Genomic DNA, 18,699 nt, shown 5'->3' with positions numbered 1-18,699 from the left:
AGGAACGACATGCAGATCGTCCGGATCGAGGCCATCGTGCCCGGCAGGCAGGCCCGTGAGGTCTACGACACCGTCGTCGACTTCGGCCGCTACCCCGAGCTGGTCGAGGCGGTGCGCGAGGTCGTGACCGAACCCGCCGCGGCCGACGGCTCCGTCGTCAGCCACTGGGCCGTGAACTTCCGCAACGGCGTCCTGCGGTGGACCGAGGTCGACACGTTCGACCGGGTGGACCTGATCAGCCGCTTCACCCAGACCACCGGCGACTTCGACGCGTTCGAGGGCGAGTGGACGGTGCGCCAGGACGGCGGCGACGTGTTCGTCGTCTTCCACGCGGAGTTCGACTTCGGCGTGCCGACGCTGGCCAGCATCATCGACCCGGTCGCGATCCGGGTGCTCACCGAGTCCATGAAGGACATCCTGCTCGGCCTCTTCGACGGCATGGTCAAGTTCGTGCCCCTCGCGCTCACGGCCGGCGTCCGGTGACCGCCCCTGGGCACGACTACGACGTGCTCGTCATCGGGTCCGGGTTCAGCGGCGCGGTGACCGCGCTGCGGCTCACCGAGAAGGGCTACCGCGTCGGCGTCCTGGAGGCGGGGTGGCGCTTCGAGGACTCGGACTTCCCGAAGAACTCGTGGCGGTTGCGCAAGTACCTGTTCGCGCCGAAGCTCGGGATGCGCGGGTTCCAGCGCCTGAGCAGGCTGGGCCCGCTCATCGTGCCCACGGGAGCCGGTGTCGGCGGCGGCTCGCTGGTCTTCGCCAACACCCTCTACGAGCCGGGGCAGGGCTTCTACGACGACCCGCACTGGTCGGGCATCGCGGACTGGCGGGCCGAACTGGCGCCGCACTTCGACCAGGCGCGCCGGATGCTCGGCTCGGCCGTGAACCCGACCACCACGCCCACCGACCGCGCGATGCGGGCGGTCGCGGACGGGATGGGTGCGGGCGCCACGTTCCGCCCGCTGCCCGTCGCCGTCCACTTCGGACCGCCGGAGGAGGTCGACGACCCCTACTTCGGGGGAGCGGGGCCGCGCCGCGCGGGCTGCCGCGAGTGCGGCGAGTGCCTGACCGGCTGCCGGTACGGCGCGAAGAACACGGTCGTGAAGAACTACCTGCACCTGGCGGAGCGGGCCGGTGCCACCGTCCTGCCGCAGACCACCGTGTCCTCGGTGCGCCCGCTCGACGAGTCGGGCGCGGCGGGCTACGCGGTCCACACCGTGCGGACCGGCGCGTGGTTCGCGGGCCGGACCGCCAAGGTGATCACCGCCGAGCAGGTGGTGTTCGCCGCGGGCGCGGTGGGCACCCAGCGCCTGCTGCACCGGCTGGCGGGCGACGGTTCGCTCACCCGCGTCTCGTCGAGGCTCGGCAGCCTCACCAGGGCGCCGTCGGACCTGCTGGCCGCGGTCGCGCCGAAGGTCACCGGGGACGACTACAGCACGGGTGTCGCGGCCACCTCCTCGTTCTACCCGGACGAGGACACCCTCATCCAGGCGGGCCGCTACGGCCGCGGCTCCAACTCCATGGGCCTGGCCACGACCCCGTTCGTCGACGCCGACGGCACGACGCCGCGCTGGCTGCGCTGGCTCGGACTGGTGGCCCGGCGCCCGCTGGCCGCCGCCCGGTTCCTGGACGTGCGCCGGTGGTCCGAGCGGTCGATCATCGTGTTCGTCGTGCGCCGCGGCGCGGGCACGCTGACCGTGTCGCCCAGGTCCGGGCCACGGCGGGGCCTGACCGCGCGCCGCGACCCCGGCGCGCTGCCCACGGTCAACTCCGAGTTGGTCGGGGACGTCGTGCGCCGCACGGCGGAGCAGATCGGCGGCGTTCCCGCGGGCACGCTGCCGGGTCTGGCGCACGTGCAGGTGGTCCTGCCGTTCGTCGGCGGCTGCCCGATCGGCGACACCCCGGAGACCGGCGTCGTCGACCCCTACCACCGGTTGCACGGGCACCCCGGCCTGCACGTCGTGGACGGCTCGACCGTCACGGCCGACGCGGGCGTGAACCCGTCGCTGACCATCACGGCGCAGGCCGAGCGCGCCATGGCGTTCTGGCCCAACCGCGGCGAACCCGACCCCCGGCCCGCGCCGGGGTCCGCCTACCGGCGGGTGGAGCCGGTGCACCCGACGAGCCCCGCCGTGCCCTCGCACGCGCCCGCCGCCCTGCGCTCGTCCCGTCCCGCCGACCGGACGCCATCCGTTGCCCAGAAGGGGAGTTAAGTGACCGCGAGCCCAGTGTTGCGCGCCGAGGGAGTGAGCCGGGAGTTCGGCCGCGGCGACACCGCGACCCAGGTGCTGCACGATTGCCACCTGGAGGTCCACGCGGGTCAGATCGTGGCCATCGTCGGCAAGAGCGGCAGCGGCAAGTCCACGTTCGCGAACTGCCTGTCCGGGCTGGACCGGCCGACCTCCGGCCGGATCACCCTGCTCGGCCACGACCTCGCCGAGTTGGACGAGGCCGCGATGGCGCGGCTGCGGGCCGAGCACATCGGGTTCGTGCTCCAGAAGGACAACCTGGTCCCGACGCTCAACCTGGAGGAGAACGTCGCGGCCCCGCTGGTCATGTCCGGCGTGAAGCTGTCCGCGGCGCTGGCGCGGGCACGCGCCGCCCTCGACGAGGTCGGCCTCTCGCACCGGGCGCGCAGCTGGCCCGGCCAGGTCTCCGGCGGCGAGGCCCAGCGCACCGCGGTCGCCAGGGCCTGCGTGAACGAGCCCGCGATCGTCTTCGCCGACGAGCCGACCGGCGCGCTGGACGAGGAGAACGGCCTGCTCGTGCAGGAGCTGCTCCGCACGATGGTCAAGGAGCGCGGCGCGGCCACCGTGATCGTGACGCACGACCTCGACCTGGCGGGTGGCGCCGACGTCGTCGCCACCATGACCGCGGGCACCCTGCGCACGGCCGGGCGGGTCGGCTGATGGCGTTGGACGCGACCAGGCTGGTCTCCCGCTCGCTCATGCGGAGCTGGTACTTCCGACCCGCCAGGCTGGCCGCCGCGGTCGCCGCGGGCATCGCAGGCGTCCTGCTCACCACCGCCGTGCTGGTGGTCTACTTCGCCGTCTACGACGCCCTGCGCGGCGCGCCGATCACGGCGGTGCGCGACGGGATCGTCGCCGTGGAGGCCAGCGCCCCCGGCGGCATGGCGCCCTCGGTGGTCGACGAGATCGGCAAGCGCACCGGCCTGCCCACCACCACGATGCTCGTGGTCAGCGCCAGCCGGGTCGACGACGACGGCGCCACCACGCCGATGCTCGTGTTCGGCGTCGACCCGACTCTGGGCGACTTCGTCGACGACGACCTCGCGCGGCAGACCCGCGAGACGCCGCTCGGCGCCGACGAGGTGTACCTGGCCGCCGCGTGGGCCGAACCGCGCGGCGTCAAGGCGGGCGACACGATCCGCGTCGGCGGCACGACGGACGTGCGGACCTGGAAGGTGGCCGCGATCCTCCGGGGCGAGGTCGCCAACCGCGGATCGGTGATCGTCGCCCCCCGGCTCGTCGTGGCGCAGGCGTTCGGCCGCGGCGCGTTCACCGACGCGGTCCTGATCGACCAGCAGGGCCACGACCGGGCGCAGGTCGTCGCGGACGCCACGGCCGCCGTCGACGGCTCCGGCGCGGTGAAGGACCCCCAGGACCTGCTGTCCGGGTACCGCAAGTCGTTCCAGACGTTCCTGACCATCCTGAGCATGTTCGCGGTCATCGCCGTGCTCACCGCGGGCGTGGTGCTGTTCCTGACCTGGCGGCTGGCGCTGGACGACGCCCGCCCGGCGCTGGCGCGGATGCGCCTGACCGGGGTGCGCACGTCGCACCTGATGGCGGGCTCGGCCGCGGTGATGGTGCCGATCCTGCTGGTGAGCTACGTGATCGGCGTCGTGCTCGGCGTGGTGGTGGGCGGCAACCTGGGGTCGTTCACCCGGCAGATCACCGACCTGAGCCAGCAGGCCGTCACACCGGGGACGCCGTGGGAGCTGCCCGCGCTCGGCGCGCTGCTGGCCGTGGTGCTGATGTTCCTCGCGGCGTGGGTCTCCGGTGTGCGGCGGTTCACCAAGGTGGAGGCCATCGAGGCGGTGTCCGGTCGCGGCGAGGTCGCCGTGCTGCCGGGCGGTGTGCGCAAGCCGTTCCTGATCGGCGCGTCGCTGCTGGCCGTCGGCGTGCTGGTCGTCCTGCTCGGACCCCCGGTCGTGCAGTCGGTGGGGCTGGTGCCGCTGCTGGGCGGTGCGGCGCTGCTCAGCGTCGTGCTGCCGGTCGTGATCGGGTTGGCGCTGCGCAAGGGCGAACCCGGCCCGGTGCGGCTGGCCGTGAGCAGGCAGCTCCAGCTGGGGTGGCGGCGCAACGCCGCGCTGTGCGTGACGTTCACGGTGTCCGTGGTGTCGGCCGTCGCCATGGCGGGTGTCGCGGGCAGCATCAAGCACGAGGTGGCCGCGTCGGTCGAGCGGTGGACGCCGGGCGACCTCTACGTGCAGGCCGCCCCGCTGGGCACCAACCTGCGCAACGAGACCCTGCCCAAGGAACTGGAGCAGGAGCTGCGGGCGGTGGACGGCGTCGAGGCCGTCACCACGTTCTCGTTCACCTACCTCGAACTCGACGGCCGCCGGGTGCAGGTGTGGAGCTGGGGCAGGTCGGACCTGGACCGCCTCTCGCGCCTCACCGTCACCGAAGGACCCGCGGACGTCCTGGACCAGCTGGACGACGACGACATCGCGGTGTCGGTGAACTACGCGGACGCCCGGGGCGTGTCGGCGGGCGACACGATGGACCTGCCCCTGCCCACCGGGCACCGCCGGGTCACCATCAAGGCGGTGGTCGACGACTCCGCCTCCGACGGCGGCATGCTGATCGCCGGCCCCGAGCTGTACGCGGAGATGACCGGGTCGACCCAGATCTACGCGTTCTTCGTCGGTGTCGACGCCTCCGCCGACAAGTCCGTCGTCCGCGACGCCCTGGCCGCCGTGGTGGCGGACGGCCACCCGAGGTCGCGGGTCGTGACCCAGCAGATCCTGCGGGACACGGTCGCGAACATCACCGCGCGACTGGTCAGCGCCTTCGAGGTGTTCGCCTGGGTGATGTTCGTGCTGGCGGTGCTGATCGGCGCCGCGACCCTGGCGTCCGGATTGGTGGAACGCGGGCGCGCCAACGCGTTGCTGCGCCTGAGCGGCGCCACGGCGAAGAACGTGCGCACCCAGCTGATCGTCGAGGTGGTGCTCATCGCGGCCGGGTCGGCGGCGGTGTCGCTGCCGGTGGGCTGGCTCGCGATCGTGGCGCTGCTGGACGCGCAGGCCGTGCAGAGCGGCATCCGTCCGCCCGTGGAGATCCCGGTCCTGCTCAGCGCGTTGAGCCTGCCGCTGGTGGTGGCCTGCATGCTGGTGGCCCTGCTGATCGCCAACCCCGGTAGGGCCAACACCCCGCTGCGGGACCTGCTCGCACAGGACTGAGCACGCACCGGGGGCATCGGCGGCGGATTCACCGTCGCCGATGCCCCCGGTGCGTGTTCCGAAGAGCCTGTGCCACAAGGGGACCGGGGTGACGTCCCCGACCGGTCGGGCGCCGGATCGCGGAGCGGGGCAGCGGTAAGGTCTCCGCCGTGACCGACCCCTTCGCCATGCACGGCACCAAAATCGCCTACGACGCCGTGGCACCCCTCTACGCCGAACTCTTCAGCGACGTGCTCGGGTCCTTGCCGCTGGAACGCGCGCTGCTGGCCGCGTTCGCCGAACTCGTGCGCGCCCACGGCGCCGGACTGGTCGCCGACGTCGGATGCGGCCCCGGCCACGTCACGGCGCACCTGCACGCGCTGGGCCTGGACGCCTTCGGTGTCGACCTGTCCTCCGAGATGATCACCATCGCCCGGCGGGCGCACCCGGAGCTGCGGTTCGACGAGGGGACGATGACCGCCCTCGACCTCGCCGACGGGGTTCTCGGGGGCGTTCTCGCCTCCTACTCCACCATCCACGCGCGACCGCGCCACCTGCCCGCCGTGTTCACCGAGTTCCGGAGGGTCCTGGCGCCCGGCGGCCACCTGCTGCTCGGGTTCTTCGCCGGTGACGACCCGCTGCCGCGGGAGTTCGACCACAAGGTGACGCCCGCCTACCGGTGGTCGCCCGACAGCCTCGCGGAACTGCTGCGCCAGGCCGGTTTCGACGAGGTCGGCCGGTTGCGGCGCGAGCCCCGCGAGGGCGAGCGGTTCCGGCAGGCCCAACTGCTGGTCCGCAAAGCGGGGGAGCGCTGAGCGTTCCACTGGGCCGTGATCGGCCACAGTGGACGGTCGGCCCGGATCCGCCGCGTCACTCGATCCAGCAAGCCGCGCCCACCCATCGGGTGACTACAGCGCGCGTTCGATCCGTGCACAATGAGTAGCGCATGACATCCGCATGACCTGCCGGCTCGGCGCGGTGGCTCGCACGGAGCCGCTCGGCGAGATCACGAAGGGATCCGGTCCACGACCAGCACGATGAGGGACGTCGTCACCTCCAAGCTCGAGCGGGTGTTCGACGTCATGGACGCCAACCACGACGGCCATCTGGATTGGACGGACTACCAGAACCTCGCCGACCGCTACGTCCAGGCCTACCGGCTCGACAGGAACGACCGCCGGGCCAGGGCGCTCCAGACCTTCTGCCAGATCTACTGGCTGGAACTGCTGCGCCACGCGGGCGTGGACGGGGATCGGCTCACGAAGGACCAGTTCGTGACGGCCAACCGCCTCGCGGTCATCGACACCAGCAGGCTCAACGTGGTCGAGGGCGGAGGTCACGCGATCTTCGACGTCATCGACGTCGACGGCGACAACGAGATCTCCAAGGACGAGTTCGCCCGCTTCCTCAGGGACGTGTGGAGGAGCGACGCGCCCGACGCGATGGAGTCGTTCACCAAGCTCGACACCGACGGCGACAACGCGATCTCGCGCCAGGAGTTCATCCGCGCCTTCCTCGAGCACTACCTGTCCAACGACCCCGACGCCCCCGGCAGCCTGTTCTTCGGTCGCGTCTGACCCTGCTTCCAGGGCGGTCCGACCGCGAGCCCGTCCGCCGTCCGCCGGGGCCTGGCCCCGGCGGACGGCCGTCGGCCCGTACGGACCCGCTTCATCGGTGGGCGATTGTTCCGCTTGCGCGACAACGGAAGGATCAAGCGGCGGCATCGGAGTTGCCGAGGCCGGTCCGCACCGGCTCCGGACTCGGTCCCGCCGTCGCGCGAGGCAGGGGGGCGCGTCGCGGCGGCGGGAACCACTTCGCCGCGACGACGGCCGCCGCGGTCAGGCAGGCGCCGCCGACTCCCCAAGCCCACCAGGCCTGCTCGATCACCGCCACGACGGTGTTGATGACGCCGCACACCAGCAACGTGCCCAGCGCGAGCGCCAGAACTCGATCAACGTGAGCACACCTCATCCCCTCGTCCTTCCTTCGCTGGTCCGCCTTGTATCGACGCCACGGCCGACGGGGTTACACCGCGACCCGTATTCCGCCCGACCGGGCCGACCTCCGCCCGGTCGTCGAGCCGGGCGATCGGGCCGTGAACCGGATGTGGCGGCCAGGCAACCTCCGGGCCGGACGCGTCGTGACAGGTGTTGACCGGTGGCGACCGAGCCACCGGGCGAGCCGTGACGCAGCGGCGGACTTGTCCTCCTGGCGCGGAAGGAGCGTTCGGTGTTGCTTTCCACGAGCAGGTTGCCGAACAGGGCGGTACCGGAGAACCCGCCACCGGAAGCCCGTCCGCGGGGACGGCCCGATCGATTACGCCGCTTGGTGTTCGCGCTCGTCGTGGTCGCCCTCCTCACCGGGATGGCGGTCGCGATGACCACGAGCGCCGTGGAGCAGACCCCGACCATCGACGAGCCGGTGTACGTGGGCGCGGCCGTGGTCCACCTTCAGCAGCACAGCCTGCGCTACAACCCGGAGCACCCACCGCTGGGCAAGCTCGTCATGGCGGCCGGGCTGGTTTTCGCCGACGTGCGCCTGGATCCCGGCTTCGTCGGCGACCAGACGCAACTGGGCAGGCACGTGCTCTACGAGTCCGGCAACGATCCGGGACGGCTGCTGCTGGCGGCGCGGCTGCCGATGATCGTGCTCACGCTGCTGTTCGGGCTGGTCGTCCTCGCGTTCGCCGGTGACCTGTTCGGCCGTGCGGGAGGATTGGTCGCGCTGACCCTGTACGCGTTCTCGCCCGACGTCATCGCGCACGGGTCGCTGGCCACGCTCGACGTGCCCGAGGCCGGTTTCCTGCTGACGTCGTTCTGGCTGCTGTGGCGGGCCCGCGGCCGCCCTGCCCTCTACCTGCCGCTGGCGGGGTTGGCGTTCGGCGCGGCTCTCGCCACGAAGATGAGTGCCCTGCCCGCGGTTCCGGTGCTGGTGCTGGTGATCGTGCTGTCCGTCCGGCACGCCCGCCGAGGGCGCGGCCCCGCCTCCCGGCCGACCTGGCTCGTCGCGTTCGGTGCGGTGGTCGTCGTGGCGCTGATCGCGGTCGCTGTGGTGTGGGCTTGCTACCTCGCCGTCGATCCGCGGCTGCGCTGGGAGCCGCCAGCGGATCTGCCCGCCGCGCACGGGCTGCGCGCGTTCGCGTCGTGGCTGCCGTTCCCCGAGACCTACCGCGACGGGCTGCGCGTCCAATTCGGATTCGAGGACCGGGTGTGGGGCGGTTTCCTGTTCGGCAGGCACTACTCCGGCTCGCTGTGGTACTACCTGCCCGCCGCGCTGCTGGTGAAGACCCCACTGGGTGCCATGGCGCTCTGGTCGGCGGGCGCCGTCGCGGTGGTGGCGGTTCCCCGGCTGCGCGCGGCGGCGCCGTACGTGCTCGCCCCCACGGCCGCGCTGCTGGTCGCGGCCATGACCGGCGACCGCGACTTCGGTGTCAGGTACGCGATCTTCGTGCCGATGTTCCTGGCGGTCGCGGCGGCGGGTGTCGTCGCCCTGCGTCGTCGGTGGGCGCACGTCGCGGCGGCGGCGCTGGTCGTATTCACCGCGATCAGTTCACTGTGGACGTTCCCGTACTACCTGCCCTACTCCAACGAGGCGTTCGGCGGGCCGTCGAAGACCCACCTGCGCCTGCACGACTCGAACGTCGACTGGGGTCAGGACCTGGGCAGGCTGGGGGAGAGGCTGGAGCAGCGCTATCCCGGTGAGCGGGTCTGGCTCGTCTACAAGGGCAGTGGCCTGCCGTCCCACTACGGCATCGACGCCGCCGATCCGCGCGCCGTCCCCGCGGACCGGGTGCGCGGGCTGCTCGTGGTGTCGGATTCCTCCGCCGCCAAGGCGGACGACCGCTTGCGGGCGCTGATCGCGGGCAGCACGCCGATCGACGAGGTCGGCCACTCCATCACGATCTACCGCAGGCCGTAGTCCGCTGCGTCCGCCCTTGGTGGTGGGGTGGCCAGCGCCCGATAAGCGGGTACTGCCACGAACGGCGGCCACCCTGTGCGGGTGGTTCGAGTCGGCCGGATCGCGTGCGAGGACGTTCAGGTGCGGCGCAGGAGTGGCAGGAGGACGTCGTCGACGAGGTGCGCGATGAAGGCGGCGTCGCACGGTTCACCCACGACCACGACGCGATGCGTGATCACCGCGGGTGCAACCTCGGCGAAGAGCGCCGCCGCTCCGGGCGCCAACTCGGTCGCGTGGTGGACAAGTCCGTCCGTCATCGCGGTCCGGTCGTATCCCACCTCGGCCAGCAGCGACAGGGTCGCGTCAAAAATGGCCAGGTCACGGCCGGAATCCCGCGGCCGTCCCATCGCCGAAGGCTGAATCGTGCCGCTGGACTTCGACGTGCCCACCCCGCGCCTCACTTTCACTGCGCTACCGGTTCGTATCGAATGCGGGACTCCACTGTGGACACGCGAGATCGGATCCCGCCGGTTCAGCGTGGACCACACGTCGTCCTGAGCGGCTTCGGGCATCAACTCAACCACCATCGCTTGGAGTCAGACCACCTCGGCGGTGTCCGCCCAACCGTGCCGCGTGATCGGCGAGGTGTCGAAATCCAGTGGTGCGCGGGGAAACGAGGGCACTAACCTACGCGCGTGAACCGTGAACCGGGCAAGACCGCGCCCACCGCGACCGTTCCACTCGATGCCGAACTCCAGGTCGCCTACGACGCCTTCCTGGTCGAAGAGCCGGAGTTGAAGCGGATGAGCCTCGAGATGCTGCCGGGGATCCGCGCGGAGGTCGACGCCGCGGTGGCCGCGCTCGACGACCTCGACCGCGGCGGGCGCTTCACCGTCTCCCAGCCCTCGGTGCCGGGTCTGGACGGCGACCCCGAGATCCCGCTGCTGATCTGCACACCCGTCGGCGCGCCCGCGTCGCGGCCTGCGCTCTACTACCTGCACGGCGGCGGCTTCTTCTGCAACGACCACCGCCTCGGACTCGACCAGGTTCTCGAGACGGCCGAGCGGCTCGGAGCCACCCTGATCTCGATCGGCTACCGGCTCGCGCCCGAACACCCCTATCCCGCCCAGATCAACGACGCCCACGCCGGCCTGCTGTGGATTGCCGACCACGCGGACGAACTCGGCGTCGATCCGAAGCGCATCGTCGTCGTCGGACCCAGCGCCGGCGGCGGCTTGAGCGCCGCGCTCGCCCTGACCGTGCGCGACAAGGGCGGTCCCAGCCTGCGCGGCCAACTGCTGATGGCTCCCATGCTCGACGACCTCAACGACAGTGCCTCGGCCATGCAGATGGACGGGATCGAATTCTGGAACCGCAGCTACAACCTGTTCGGCTGGAACTCGCTGCTGGGCGCCCTCCAGGACGGAACGGACGTACCGCAGTACGCCGCGCCCGCACGCGCCACCGACCTGGCCGGCCTGCCGCCCGCGTTCCTCGACGTCGGCTCCGCGGAGTGCCTGCGTGACGAGGTCGTCGGCTACGCCGACCGGATCTGGCAGGCGGGCGGCAGGGCCGAACTGCACGTGTGGCCCGGCGGAATCCACGCCTTCGATCGGGAGGTTCCCGACGCGCGGATCAGCAAGGCCGCTATCGCGGCGCGTCGCGACTGGCTGGAGCGCCTCCTCGCCACCGACTAGCGATCAGGCACACGTTCCGACGACACCGCCTCGAACGGCACCGACACCGCCGCTTCGTGCGACGAAGTCCGTTGCTCGGCACCGTCGGTGTCCAGCCACGCCACCTCGAAACCCTCCTCGGCCGGTCGGGTTCGACACTTACTGGACACCGTGTCTCGTTACAGGTACCGTTTCAATACGCGGTGCCTCGTAAGTAGTGCTGTCGGCGACGTCCGACGGCACGGTGTGCGAGTGCGCCGCTCCCACTTGTCGAGCCCTCACGGGCATGGAGGCGAACAGAGTCATGCGTGTACTTGTCACCGGAGCCACCGGCTGGATCGGGTCCGCGACCGTCGACGAACTGCTCGGCGCCGGGCACGACGTCACCGGGCTGGCCCGCTCGGCCGATTCCGCCGCGTCACTGGAGAAGAAGGGGGCACAAGCCCTCCTCGGGGACCTGGACGACCTCGACTCGCTCCGTCGCGGGGCGTCGGAGGCCGACGCCGTCCTGCACCTGGCGAACAAGCACGACTGGGCGAACCCCGCGGAGTCCGACCGGGCCGAGCGGGCCGCGGTCGAGGCGCTGGCGGAGGCGCTGGTCGGCACCGACCGGCCGTTCATGGTCGCGAACGGCCTCTCGGGCCTGTGCGACGGGCGGCCGGTGCTGGAGACGGACCCGTCACCCGCGATCGGTCCGGACTCCGACCGCGGCGGCAGCGAGAACCTCGCTCTCGGCTACGTCGACCGCGGGGTGCGGACCACGATCATCCGGTTCGCCCCGTCGATCCACGGCGCCGGGGACTGGGGCTTCGTCAACTTCCTCGTCGCCGCCGCGCGCGAGCGGGGCGTCTCCGGGTACATCGGCGACGGCTCGACCTTGTGGTCGGCGGCGCACCGCTCCGACACCGCCCGGCTCATCCGGCTGGGCCTGGAGCAGGCGCCTGCCGGCACCCGGCTGCACGCGAGCGCGGAGGAGTCCGTCACCACCAGGGCGATCGCGGAGGCCATCGGGCGGGCGTTCGGCCTGCCGGTGGAGTCGATCCCCGCCGAGAACGCGGCCGAGCACTTCGGCTTCGTCGGCCACTTCTTCGGCACGACCATGACCGCCTCCAGCGCGCTCACCCGCGAAGGCCTGTCCTGGCGGCCGACCGGGCCGACGCTGGTGGAGGACATCGAGTCCGGCGCGTACGGCACCGCCTGACCGCACGGCCGAGCCCCGCGGGGCCCGGCCGCCCGTGATCAGCCGAGCTGCTTGTCCACGAAGCACCACCGCCAGGTCTCGCCGGGCTCGAAGCTGCGCATCACCGGGTGCCGGGTCTCGTGGAAGTGCTGCGCGGAGTGCCTGCCCGGCGAGGAGTCGCAGCACGCGACGTTGCCGCACTTGAGGCACTTGCGCAGGTGGACCCACGTCATCCCCTCGTCGACGCAGGCCTGGCACGCGTCGGGGGAGCTGGAGTCCAGTTCGGTCCAGTCGTGGGCCAGGTGCTTGCACGACCCGGCCGTCGCGGCCGGGGTGCGCAGCTCGCGGCCCTCCACCTCGGGGTCCTCCTCGGCGCGGTCGAGCATGGACTCCTCGATGTCGAGCCGCTCCAGGACGCGGCGCAGGACGTCGTCGTCGGCGCTGCCGCTGTCACGGGCCTTGAGGAACTGCTCGCGCTCCACGTCGAGGAGTCGGAGCCGCAACCGGCGGTAGGCGTCGCTGGGCGTCTCGACCAGGGCGCTCTGCCGACCGAGCCGTTCCCACGCCGTGTCCGAGCGCTGCCGCAGCCGGTCGCGCAGGCGTTGCACGATCTCGGGCGGGTCGTCGGGCGTGTGGATCTTCTCCAGCTCGGCCAGCGCCGCGGTGGTCATGTCGTGCAGCACGGACGCCTCCTGCAACGCGTCCTCCGCCGGGTCCGGCCGGGGCAGCCGGAGCCTGCGGATCAGCGGCGGCAGCGTCATGCCCTGCACGGCCAGGGTGCCCGCCACGACGACGAACGCGGCCAGCACCAGCACGGCCCGCTGCGGGGTGTCCGAAGGCAGCACGAACGCGGCCGCGAGCGTGACCACCCCGCGCATCCCCGCCCACGAGATCACCGCGGAGTAGCGCCACGGCCAGACCTTCACCTTCGCCCTGTTCGGGCGCAGCCGCCGTTGCAGCCGTTTCATCGTGCCGATCCCGACCAGCCACAGCATCCGCATGAGGATCGTCGCGCCCAGCACCGCGACGCAGATCCAGGCGAGCAGTCCCGGCGACAGGCCGGTCTCGTCGACCTCGGCGAGGATCCGGCGCAACTGGAGGCCGATGAGCAGGAAGACCGTGTTCTCCAGCAGGAACGCGATGGTCTGCCAGTTGAGCCTGCTGGCCAGCCGGGTGGAACCGGAGAGGATCCGCGGCGCCTTGTGCCCCAGGATCAGCCCGGCGACCACCACCGCGAGCACGCCGGAACCGTGGATGGCCTCGGCGGGCAGGTAGGCGATGAACGGCACCGCGAACGACAGCGCGGTGTCCAGCACGGGCTCGTCCAGCCGGGCCCGGACGAACGCGGTGGCGAACCCGACGACCAGTCCGACGACGATCCCGCCGACGGCGGCGAGCAGGAAGTCCACGCCGACCTGCCAGAGGCTGATCGAGCCCGCGAGCGCGGCGATGGCCGTGCGGAGGGCGACCAGGGCGGCCGCGTCGTTGAACAGGCTCTCGGCCTCCAGGAGCCGGGTCAGCTTGCGGGGCATCCCGACCCGCCGCGCGACCACGCTCGCGGCGACCGCGTCGGGCGGTGCCACGATGGCGCCCAGCGCGATCCCGGCGGCCAGCGGGAGGTCGGGGATCACCGCCCAGGCGACCACCCCGACGCCGATGGCGGTGAACACGACGAGCCCGACCGACATCGAGCCGACCGCCCCGCGGTTCCTCCGGAAGTCGATCAGCGACGTCTGGACGGCCGCCGAGTACAGCAGCGGAGGGAGCAGCCCGAGCAGCACGACCTCGGGATCGAGGTGGTACTCGGGCACGCCCGGCATGTAGGACGCGCCGACGCCGACGGCGATCAGGCACAGCGGTGCCGACCAGTCCAGCCGCCGCGCGACCGCGCTGACGACCAGGACGGTCACGACCAGGACCACTATCTCTGCCGCGATGTGCACGGGGTAATCCTCACCTGGACCGTCGCGGCCGTTCGCCGCGAGGGTCGATTCTGCGTCAACCGGACCTCGCCCGCCGCCGCGCCCTCCGGCTCACCCGGTCCGCTTCGGACGGTCGTACCCCTCCGGGGCGGCGTGCGAGGGTCACGTCCCGTGCCTGCCGGAGCACTGCGAGACTACGGCCGATCGGGTCGATCCGGCCCGCGACGACGGGATCAGGAGACCGGATGATCATCGAGGACGTGTCGTTCCCCGCCGGTCGGCACTGCGAGACCACCACGCTCGGCGCCCTGCTGCGGCACGAGGGGCTCGACGTGTCCGAGCCCATGCTGTTCGGCCTCGGCGAAGGCCTGGGGTTCGTCTACTGGGACGCCAAGAACATGGACTTCCCGTTCCTCGGAGGTCGCACCAAGCCCGCCACGATCACCCGGACCGCGACCGACCGGCTGGGCGTGGCGCTGCACGTCCAGGAGACCGCGTCCCCCCGCAAGGCCTGGCGGAACGTCACCGCGGCGCTCGACGCCGGACGCCCGGTCGGCCTCCAACTGGACTCCTACCACCTGGAGTACTTCACCACGAAGGTCCACTTCGGAGGCCACTTCGCCGCCCTCCGCGGCTACGACGACACCCACGCCCACCTGATCGACACCGCCCAGCAGGGCGGCGCCGTGAAGACCACGCTGACGAGCCTGGAACGGGCACGGGGCGAACGCGGCCCGATGACCGCCCGCAACCTCTCCTACACCGTCACCGGTCCGGCCACCCCGCCCGATCCGGCCACCGCCATCCGGGCAGCCGTCCGCGACAACGCGCGCACCTTCCTCAACCCGCCCATCGCCAACCTCGGCCACCGGGGCATCGACAAGGCGGCCCGGCAGGTCACGCGGTGGCTCGACCGCTCGACCGCCCCGTCCCACGACCTGCCGCTGGCCGCGACGCTGATGGAACGCGGCGGCACCGGCGGCTCCCTGTTCCGCGTCATGTACCGCGACTTCCTCGCCGAATGCGCGACGATCCTCGACGACGACGACCTCCACCTCGGCCACCGGCTGTACGCCGGGATCGCCCCGCTGTGGACCGAGGTCGCCCACCACATCACGACCGCGGGGGAGACCGGCGACCCGGTCCACCTGGGCCGCGCCTCGGCGATCCTCACCGACCTCGCGGAACGGGAACGCCACGCCATGCGGGTCCTGGCAGGCGGCCACTCCGAATGACAGTCACCGAGGATCCGCTGCCCGCCTGGACACCCGCGTCCCGGTGACGAGGGGGAAAATCCCATTGGGACGGTGGGATTCCTCCGGTTCCGCACCCCGCACGGCGCGGTCAGAGGCGGGTGGCCACGCGGACGAGGTCGGCGAGCGTTCGGGAGCGGCTGTGCGGTGGCCAGGCGATGACGGTGGTCACGGGTGGCGCGTCCAGCACCGGCACGGCGGTCAGGCCTTCGAGCAGGTTGGCGCGGCAGGAATCGGGGAGCACCACGGTGGTGCGGCCCAGCGCGATCAGCTGGAAGAGCTGCGTCTGGTTGTGCACCTCCGCGCCGGGGCCTTCGGGGTAGGTCCCGTCGGGCAGTGGCCAGCGGGCGGGTGGGAGGTCCGGCAGCGACCTGACTTCCGAGGTGAGGACGTGGGTCCTGCCCGCGAGCGGGTGCGAGCTGGGGAGGACGGCGACCTGCCCCTCGGTGGTCAGGATCTCGGTGTCCAGCTCGGCGGTGGAGTCGAACGGCTGGTGCAGCAGCGCCACGTCGGCGCGACCGTCGTGCAGCGCTCGCTGGGGCTGGGACTCGCACAGCAGCAGGTCGACGGCGACGGCGCCCGGCTCGGCGGCGTACGCGTCGAGCAGCTTCGCCAGCAGCTCGCCGGAAGCACCCGCCTTGGTGGACAGGACGAGCGAGGGCCTGCTCGTCGCGGCCTGCTGGGTCCGCCGCTCGGCGGCGGCCAGCGCGCCGAGGATCATCTGGCCTTCGGCCAGCAGCACAGCGCCCGCCCCGGTGAGCGAGACCCTGCGGCTGGTGCGTTCCAGCAGCGCGACCCCGAGCCTGCGCTCGAGCTGGGCGATCGTCCGCGACAGGGGCGGCTGGGCGATGCCCAGTCGTTGGGCGGCCCGGCCGAAGTGCAGCTCCTCGGCGACCGCGACGAAGTACCGCAACTCCCGCGTCTCCACGGGGCCAGCCTACTGCTCCGATCGATACCGTCGGGGTATCGCCGGTCGACTCGGACGGTGTTGGTGAGCCGGTCGCGCGTGGTCATTGTCAACGGCATGAGCGAACAGACGATCGTGCTGGTCACCGGCGCGTACAAGGGGATCGGGTACGCGATCGCGGCCGGGCTCGGCGCGCTGGGGTGGAGCGTCGGTGTCGGGGACCGCGACGAACGGCACATGGACGCGGTGGCGACACTGCGCGCGGACGGCGTGGACGCTTTCGGCGTGCACCTCGACGTGACCGACGACGCGAGCGTCGCGGCCGCCGCCGCGCTGATCGAGGAGCGCGCCGGGCGGCTCGACATCCTGGTGAACAACGCCGGTGTGGCGGGGCCGTGGCCGGCGAAGCCCTCGACCACGACACCCGACGCCGTGCGGGAGGTGGTGGAGACCAACGTGCTCGGTCTCATCCGGGTCACCAACGCGATGCTGCCGCTGCTGCGCCGCTCCGAGCACCCGCGGATCGTCAACCAGTCCAGCCACGTCGCCTCGCTCACCCTGCAGACGACCCCCGGCGTCGAACTCGGTGGGGTCGACGGGGCGTACTCGCCGACGAAGACGTTCCTCAACGCCGTCACCATCCAGTACGCCAAGGAGCTGGCGGGCACCGGCATCATGATCAACAACGCCTGCCCCGGTTTCGTGGCGACCGACCTCACCCACTTCCAAGGGGCCCGCACCCCGGAGGAGGGCGCCAGGATCGCCATCCGGCTGGCCACGCTCCCCGACGACGGCCCGACCGGCGGTCTGTTCGACGATGACGGTGTCGTTCCCTGGTGAAGTGGCCCGAGCGGAATAGCTGATCCGGTGATTCGCCGCCTCATTCCGGGACCGCGCGATCCTTTGACGGGGTGAGCACTTCGGTCTTGGGCGGTGGTGGGGCCGGGATGATCGTGCCGTGAGCCTCCGGTCATGCGCGGGAACGTGCGCCCAGTAGCGGTTCGACACCTTTCGGACGTGTTCGACGGTGTCGAACCGCTTGTCGCCGGTACCGGTGTGGCGACACATGCGCGACGTGGCCCGGTGGCGAACATCCCGGCCGTCGACAACGGGTAAAGCCACTCGCGGACCGCGGTGGCGGTGCACCTCCGAGGGGTATGCGGATTTGCGAAATGTGTGGGAATGTCTGCTTCCAATGGCACGGGCTTTTGGTCCGAACCTGTGGTCGGGACGCGGGTCGCAAGCCGCTGACGACGGGTGGGACCGCTCTGACCAGTGGTGATCTGCCTCAAGTATTGCCATGGGCATGTCGCTGTCCGGTATCGCGGTACGTCGACAACGCCGGCGTCGGAGTATTTCCACGCGAGCGCGAAACCGGCGACGCTATTCACGCGCTATACGTCGACCATACGCTTCGGTCATGCCTCCCGCACACGGTTGATCCACGACGACCGGAATGGAGAGTTCACATGCCGGCGCGCATACCGGTGGTCCGGCGGGCCGCGACTCCGGGCCCTTCGCCGGTCGCGGCGATCGAAGGCCGTTGACACCCGTCCGGACGCGCGCAATCGATTCCCCGGAACCGCCACGCATTCACCTCAGCATTGCGCCATCGACCGAGAGGAAGCCATCCGTGACCACCCTGCCCGACGTGGTACGGTCCGCGACGAACACCGTCGCGCACGAACTCACGACAGACACGCTGCTCAAGCTGGCCAATCGGGAGATCGCCGCGATCCACGTGCGCGGCTACTACCCGGTCGAGGTCGCCGCCGAGGTCGCCGCGAAGGCGATCAACCACCAGGCGCTCGGCCACTACCACAAGCAGCACACCAGCAGCGTCGGTCGTGTGTACATGCCCCACATCGACACCAAGTGGGACGAGGAGCAGACCAAGAAGTACCACGAGCAGGCGCTCCCGGCGATCGAGGACGTCCGCTCGATGTTCCACCCGCACCTGGCGCCGGTGGACCGCATCCGGCTGGAGCTGCAGGAGCTGTGGCCCGCGGGTGCCAACCTGCTGCGCTTGAAGGGCCGGACCTGCTTCGTCGGCGCCCTGCGCGTCTTCCAGCCGAACACCTCGGAGTTCTGGCCGCACAACGACGCGATCGACCAGGAGACCGACGCCCCCGAGATCGAGGGCGTGCTCAACCAGCTCGTCGCCAACATCTACCTGCAGTCCGCGGACGAGGGCGGCGACCTCCAGCTCTGGTTGCGCGAGCCCACTCCGCAGGAGACGAAGACGATCCTCGAGGTCGAGGGCCTGGAGCCGGACTCCCTCGAGAAGCCGGTCCTCCAGATCCACCCGGAGGCCGGGGACCTCATCCTCATCAGCCCCCGCCAGCTGCACGCGGTGACGCCCGCCAAGGACCAGCACCGGGTCGGCGCCAGCGCGTTCATCGTCAGCAAGGGCCCGCAGGAACCGCTCCTGTTCTGGAGCTGACGCCCACCACCGGACAACCGGCC

General features: G+C 71.5%; 16 protein-coding genes. 12 read left to right on the top strand and 4 right to left on the bottom strand.

Going from position 1 to position 18,699, the window contains the following annotated elements:
* Positions 1-9: 9 nt before the first annotated feature.
* The 6 genes from RM788_RS02315 to RM788_RS02290 all read left to right on the top strand — a co-directional run bounded on the left by RM788_RS02315 (position 10) and on the right by RM788_RS02290 (position 6,975).
* Positions 10-483, top strand: a complete 474-nt coding sequence (locus tag RM788_RS02315; protein ID WP_315929777.1) for an SRPBCC family protein — start codon at positions 10-12, stop codon at positions 481-483.
* Entirely contained in the window at positions 480-2,210 is a 1,731-nt protein-coding gene (locus tag RM788_RS02310) for a GMC oxidoreductase (protein ID WP_315929776.1), read from the top strand. Before RM788_RS02315 ends, RM788_RS02310 begins: the two co-directional genes overlap by 4 nt.
* Positions 2,211-2,906 (top strand): ABC transporter ATP-binding protein, encoded by a 696-nt coding sequence (locus RM788_RS02305; RefSeq protein ID WP_315929775.1) that lies wholly within the window; start codon positions 2,211-2,213, stop codon positions 2,904-2,906.
* A complete protein-coding gene (locus tag RM788_RS02300) occupies positions 2,906-5,419 on the top strand; it encodes an FtsX-like permease family protein (RefSeq protein WP_315929774.1) in 2,514 nt (837 codons plus the stop codon). The genes RM788_RS02305 and RM788_RS02300 overlap by 1 nt, the downstream gene beginning before the upstream one ends.
* A 167-nt stretch (positions 5,420-5,586) precedes the next feature.
* A complete protein-coding gene (locus RM788_RS02295; RefSeq protein ID WP_315934964.1) occupies positions 5,587-6,213 on the top strand; it encodes a class I SAM-dependent DNA methyltransferase in 627 nt (208 codons plus the stop codon).
* A gap of 222 nt (positions 6,214-6,435) precedes the next feature.
* Positions 6,436-6,975, top strand: a complete 540-nt coding sequence (locus tag RM788_RS02290) for an EF-hand domain-containing protein (RefSeq protein WP_315929773.1) — start codon at positions 6,436-6,438, stop codon at positions 6,973-6,975.
* A gap of 133 nt (positions 6,976-7,108) precedes the next feature.
* Here RM788_RS02290 and RM788_RS02285 read toward each other — a convergent pair whose 3' ends face one another.
* A complete protein-coding gene (locus RM788_RS02285; protein WP_315929772.1) occupies positions 7,109-7,369 on the bottom strand; it encodes a hypothetical protein in 261 nt (86 codons plus the stop codon).
* A gap of 258 nt (positions 7,370-7,627) precedes the next feature.
* Between RM788_RS02285 and RM788_RS02280 the strand changes: the two genes are divergently transcribed.
* Complete coding sequence (locus RM788_RS02280; protein WP_315929771.1) at positions 7,628-9,316, top strand: glycosyltransferase family 39 protein; 1,689 nt, start codon at positions 7,628-7,630, stop codon at positions 9,314-9,316.
* Between the two features lie 116 nt (positions 9,317-9,432).
* Here RM788_RS02280 and RM788_RS02275 read toward each other — a convergent pair whose 3' ends face one another.
* Positions 9,433-9,882 carry a hypothetical protein gene (locus RM788_RS02275; RefSeq protein ID WP_315929770.1) on the bottom strand — a complete coding sequence of 150 codons (450 nt, stop codon included), beginning with the start codon at positions 9,880-9,882 and terminating at the stop codon, positions 9,433-9,435.
* 108 nt (positions 9,883-9,990) lie between these two features.
* Between RM788_RS02275 and RM788_RS02270 the strand changes: the two genes are divergently transcribed.
* The gene (locus RM788_RS02270; RefSeq protein WP_315929769.1) at positions 9,991-10,992 is read left to right on the top strand and encodes an alpha/beta hydrolase; all 1,002 of its coding nucleotides are present in this window, start codon (positions 9,991-9,993) and stop codon (positions 10,990-10,992) included.
* A gap of 283 nt (positions 10,993-11,275) precedes the next feature.
* Positions 11,276-12,172: an NAD-dependent epimerase/dehydratase family protein gene (locus tag RM788_RS02265; RefSeq protein WP_315929768.1), complete on the top strand. Its 897-nt coding sequence runs from the start codon at positions 11,276-11,278 to the stop codon at positions 12,170-12,172.
* Between the two features lie 38 nt (positions 12,173-12,210).
* Here the strand turns inward: RM788_RS02265 and RM788_RS02260 are convergent, their stop codons facing one another.
* Complete coding sequence (locus RM788_RS02260) at positions 12,211-14,094, bottom strand: Na+/H+ antiporter (RefSeq protein ID WP_315929767.1); 1,884 nt, start codon at positions 14,092-14,094, stop codon at positions 12,211-12,213.
* A 224-nt stretch (positions 14,095-14,318) separates the two neighbouring features.
* Between RM788_RS02260 and RM788_RS02255 the strand changes: the two genes are divergently transcribed.
* Positions 14,319-15,308 carry a BtrH N-terminal domain-containing protein gene (locus RM788_RS02255; RefSeq protein ID WP_315929766.1) on the top strand — a complete coding sequence of 330 codons (990 nt, stop codon included), beginning with the start codon at positions 14,319-14,321 and terminating at the stop codon, positions 15,306-15,308.
* Positions 15,309-15,417: 109 nt separating this feature from the next.
* Here the strand turns inward: RM788_RS02255 and RM788_RS02250 are convergent, their stop codons facing one another.
* Positions 15,418-16,254, bottom strand: coding sequence for a LysR family transcriptional regulator (locus RM788_RS02250; RefSeq protein WP_315929765.1), 837 nt, complete (start codon positions 16,252-16,254; stop codon positions 15,418-15,420).
* 96 nt (positions 16,255-16,350) lie between these two features.
* On the opposite strand from RM788_RS02250, the gene RM788_RS02245 reads away from it, so the two are divergent.
* Both RM788_RS02245 and RM788_RS02240 read left to right on the top strand, forming a co-directional pair.
* On the top strand, positions 16,351-17,073 hold the full coding sequence (locus tag RM788_RS02245; protein WP_315929764.1) for an SDR family NAD(P)-dependent oxidoreductase: 723 nt from the start codon (positions 16,351-16,353) through the stop codon (positions 17,071-17,073).
* 793 nt (positions 17,074-17,866) lie between these two features.
* On the top strand, positions 17,867-18,676 hold the full coding sequence (locus RM788_RS02240) for a 2OG-Fe(II) oxygenase (protein ID WP_315929763.1): 810 nt from the start codon (positions 17,867-17,869) through the stop codon (positions 18,674-18,676).
* Positions 18,677-18,699 lie beyond the last annotated feature (23 nt).

It is taken from the genome of Umezawaea sp. Da 62-37, assembly GCF_032460545.1.
In the GTDB taxonomy this organism is placed as follows: domain Bacteria; phylum Actinomycetota; class Actinomycetes; order Mycobacteriales; family Pseudonocardiaceae; genus Umezawaea.
Note: the sequence above shows the minus strand (reverse complement) of the source record. Positions and strands in the feature narration are given on the sequence as shown.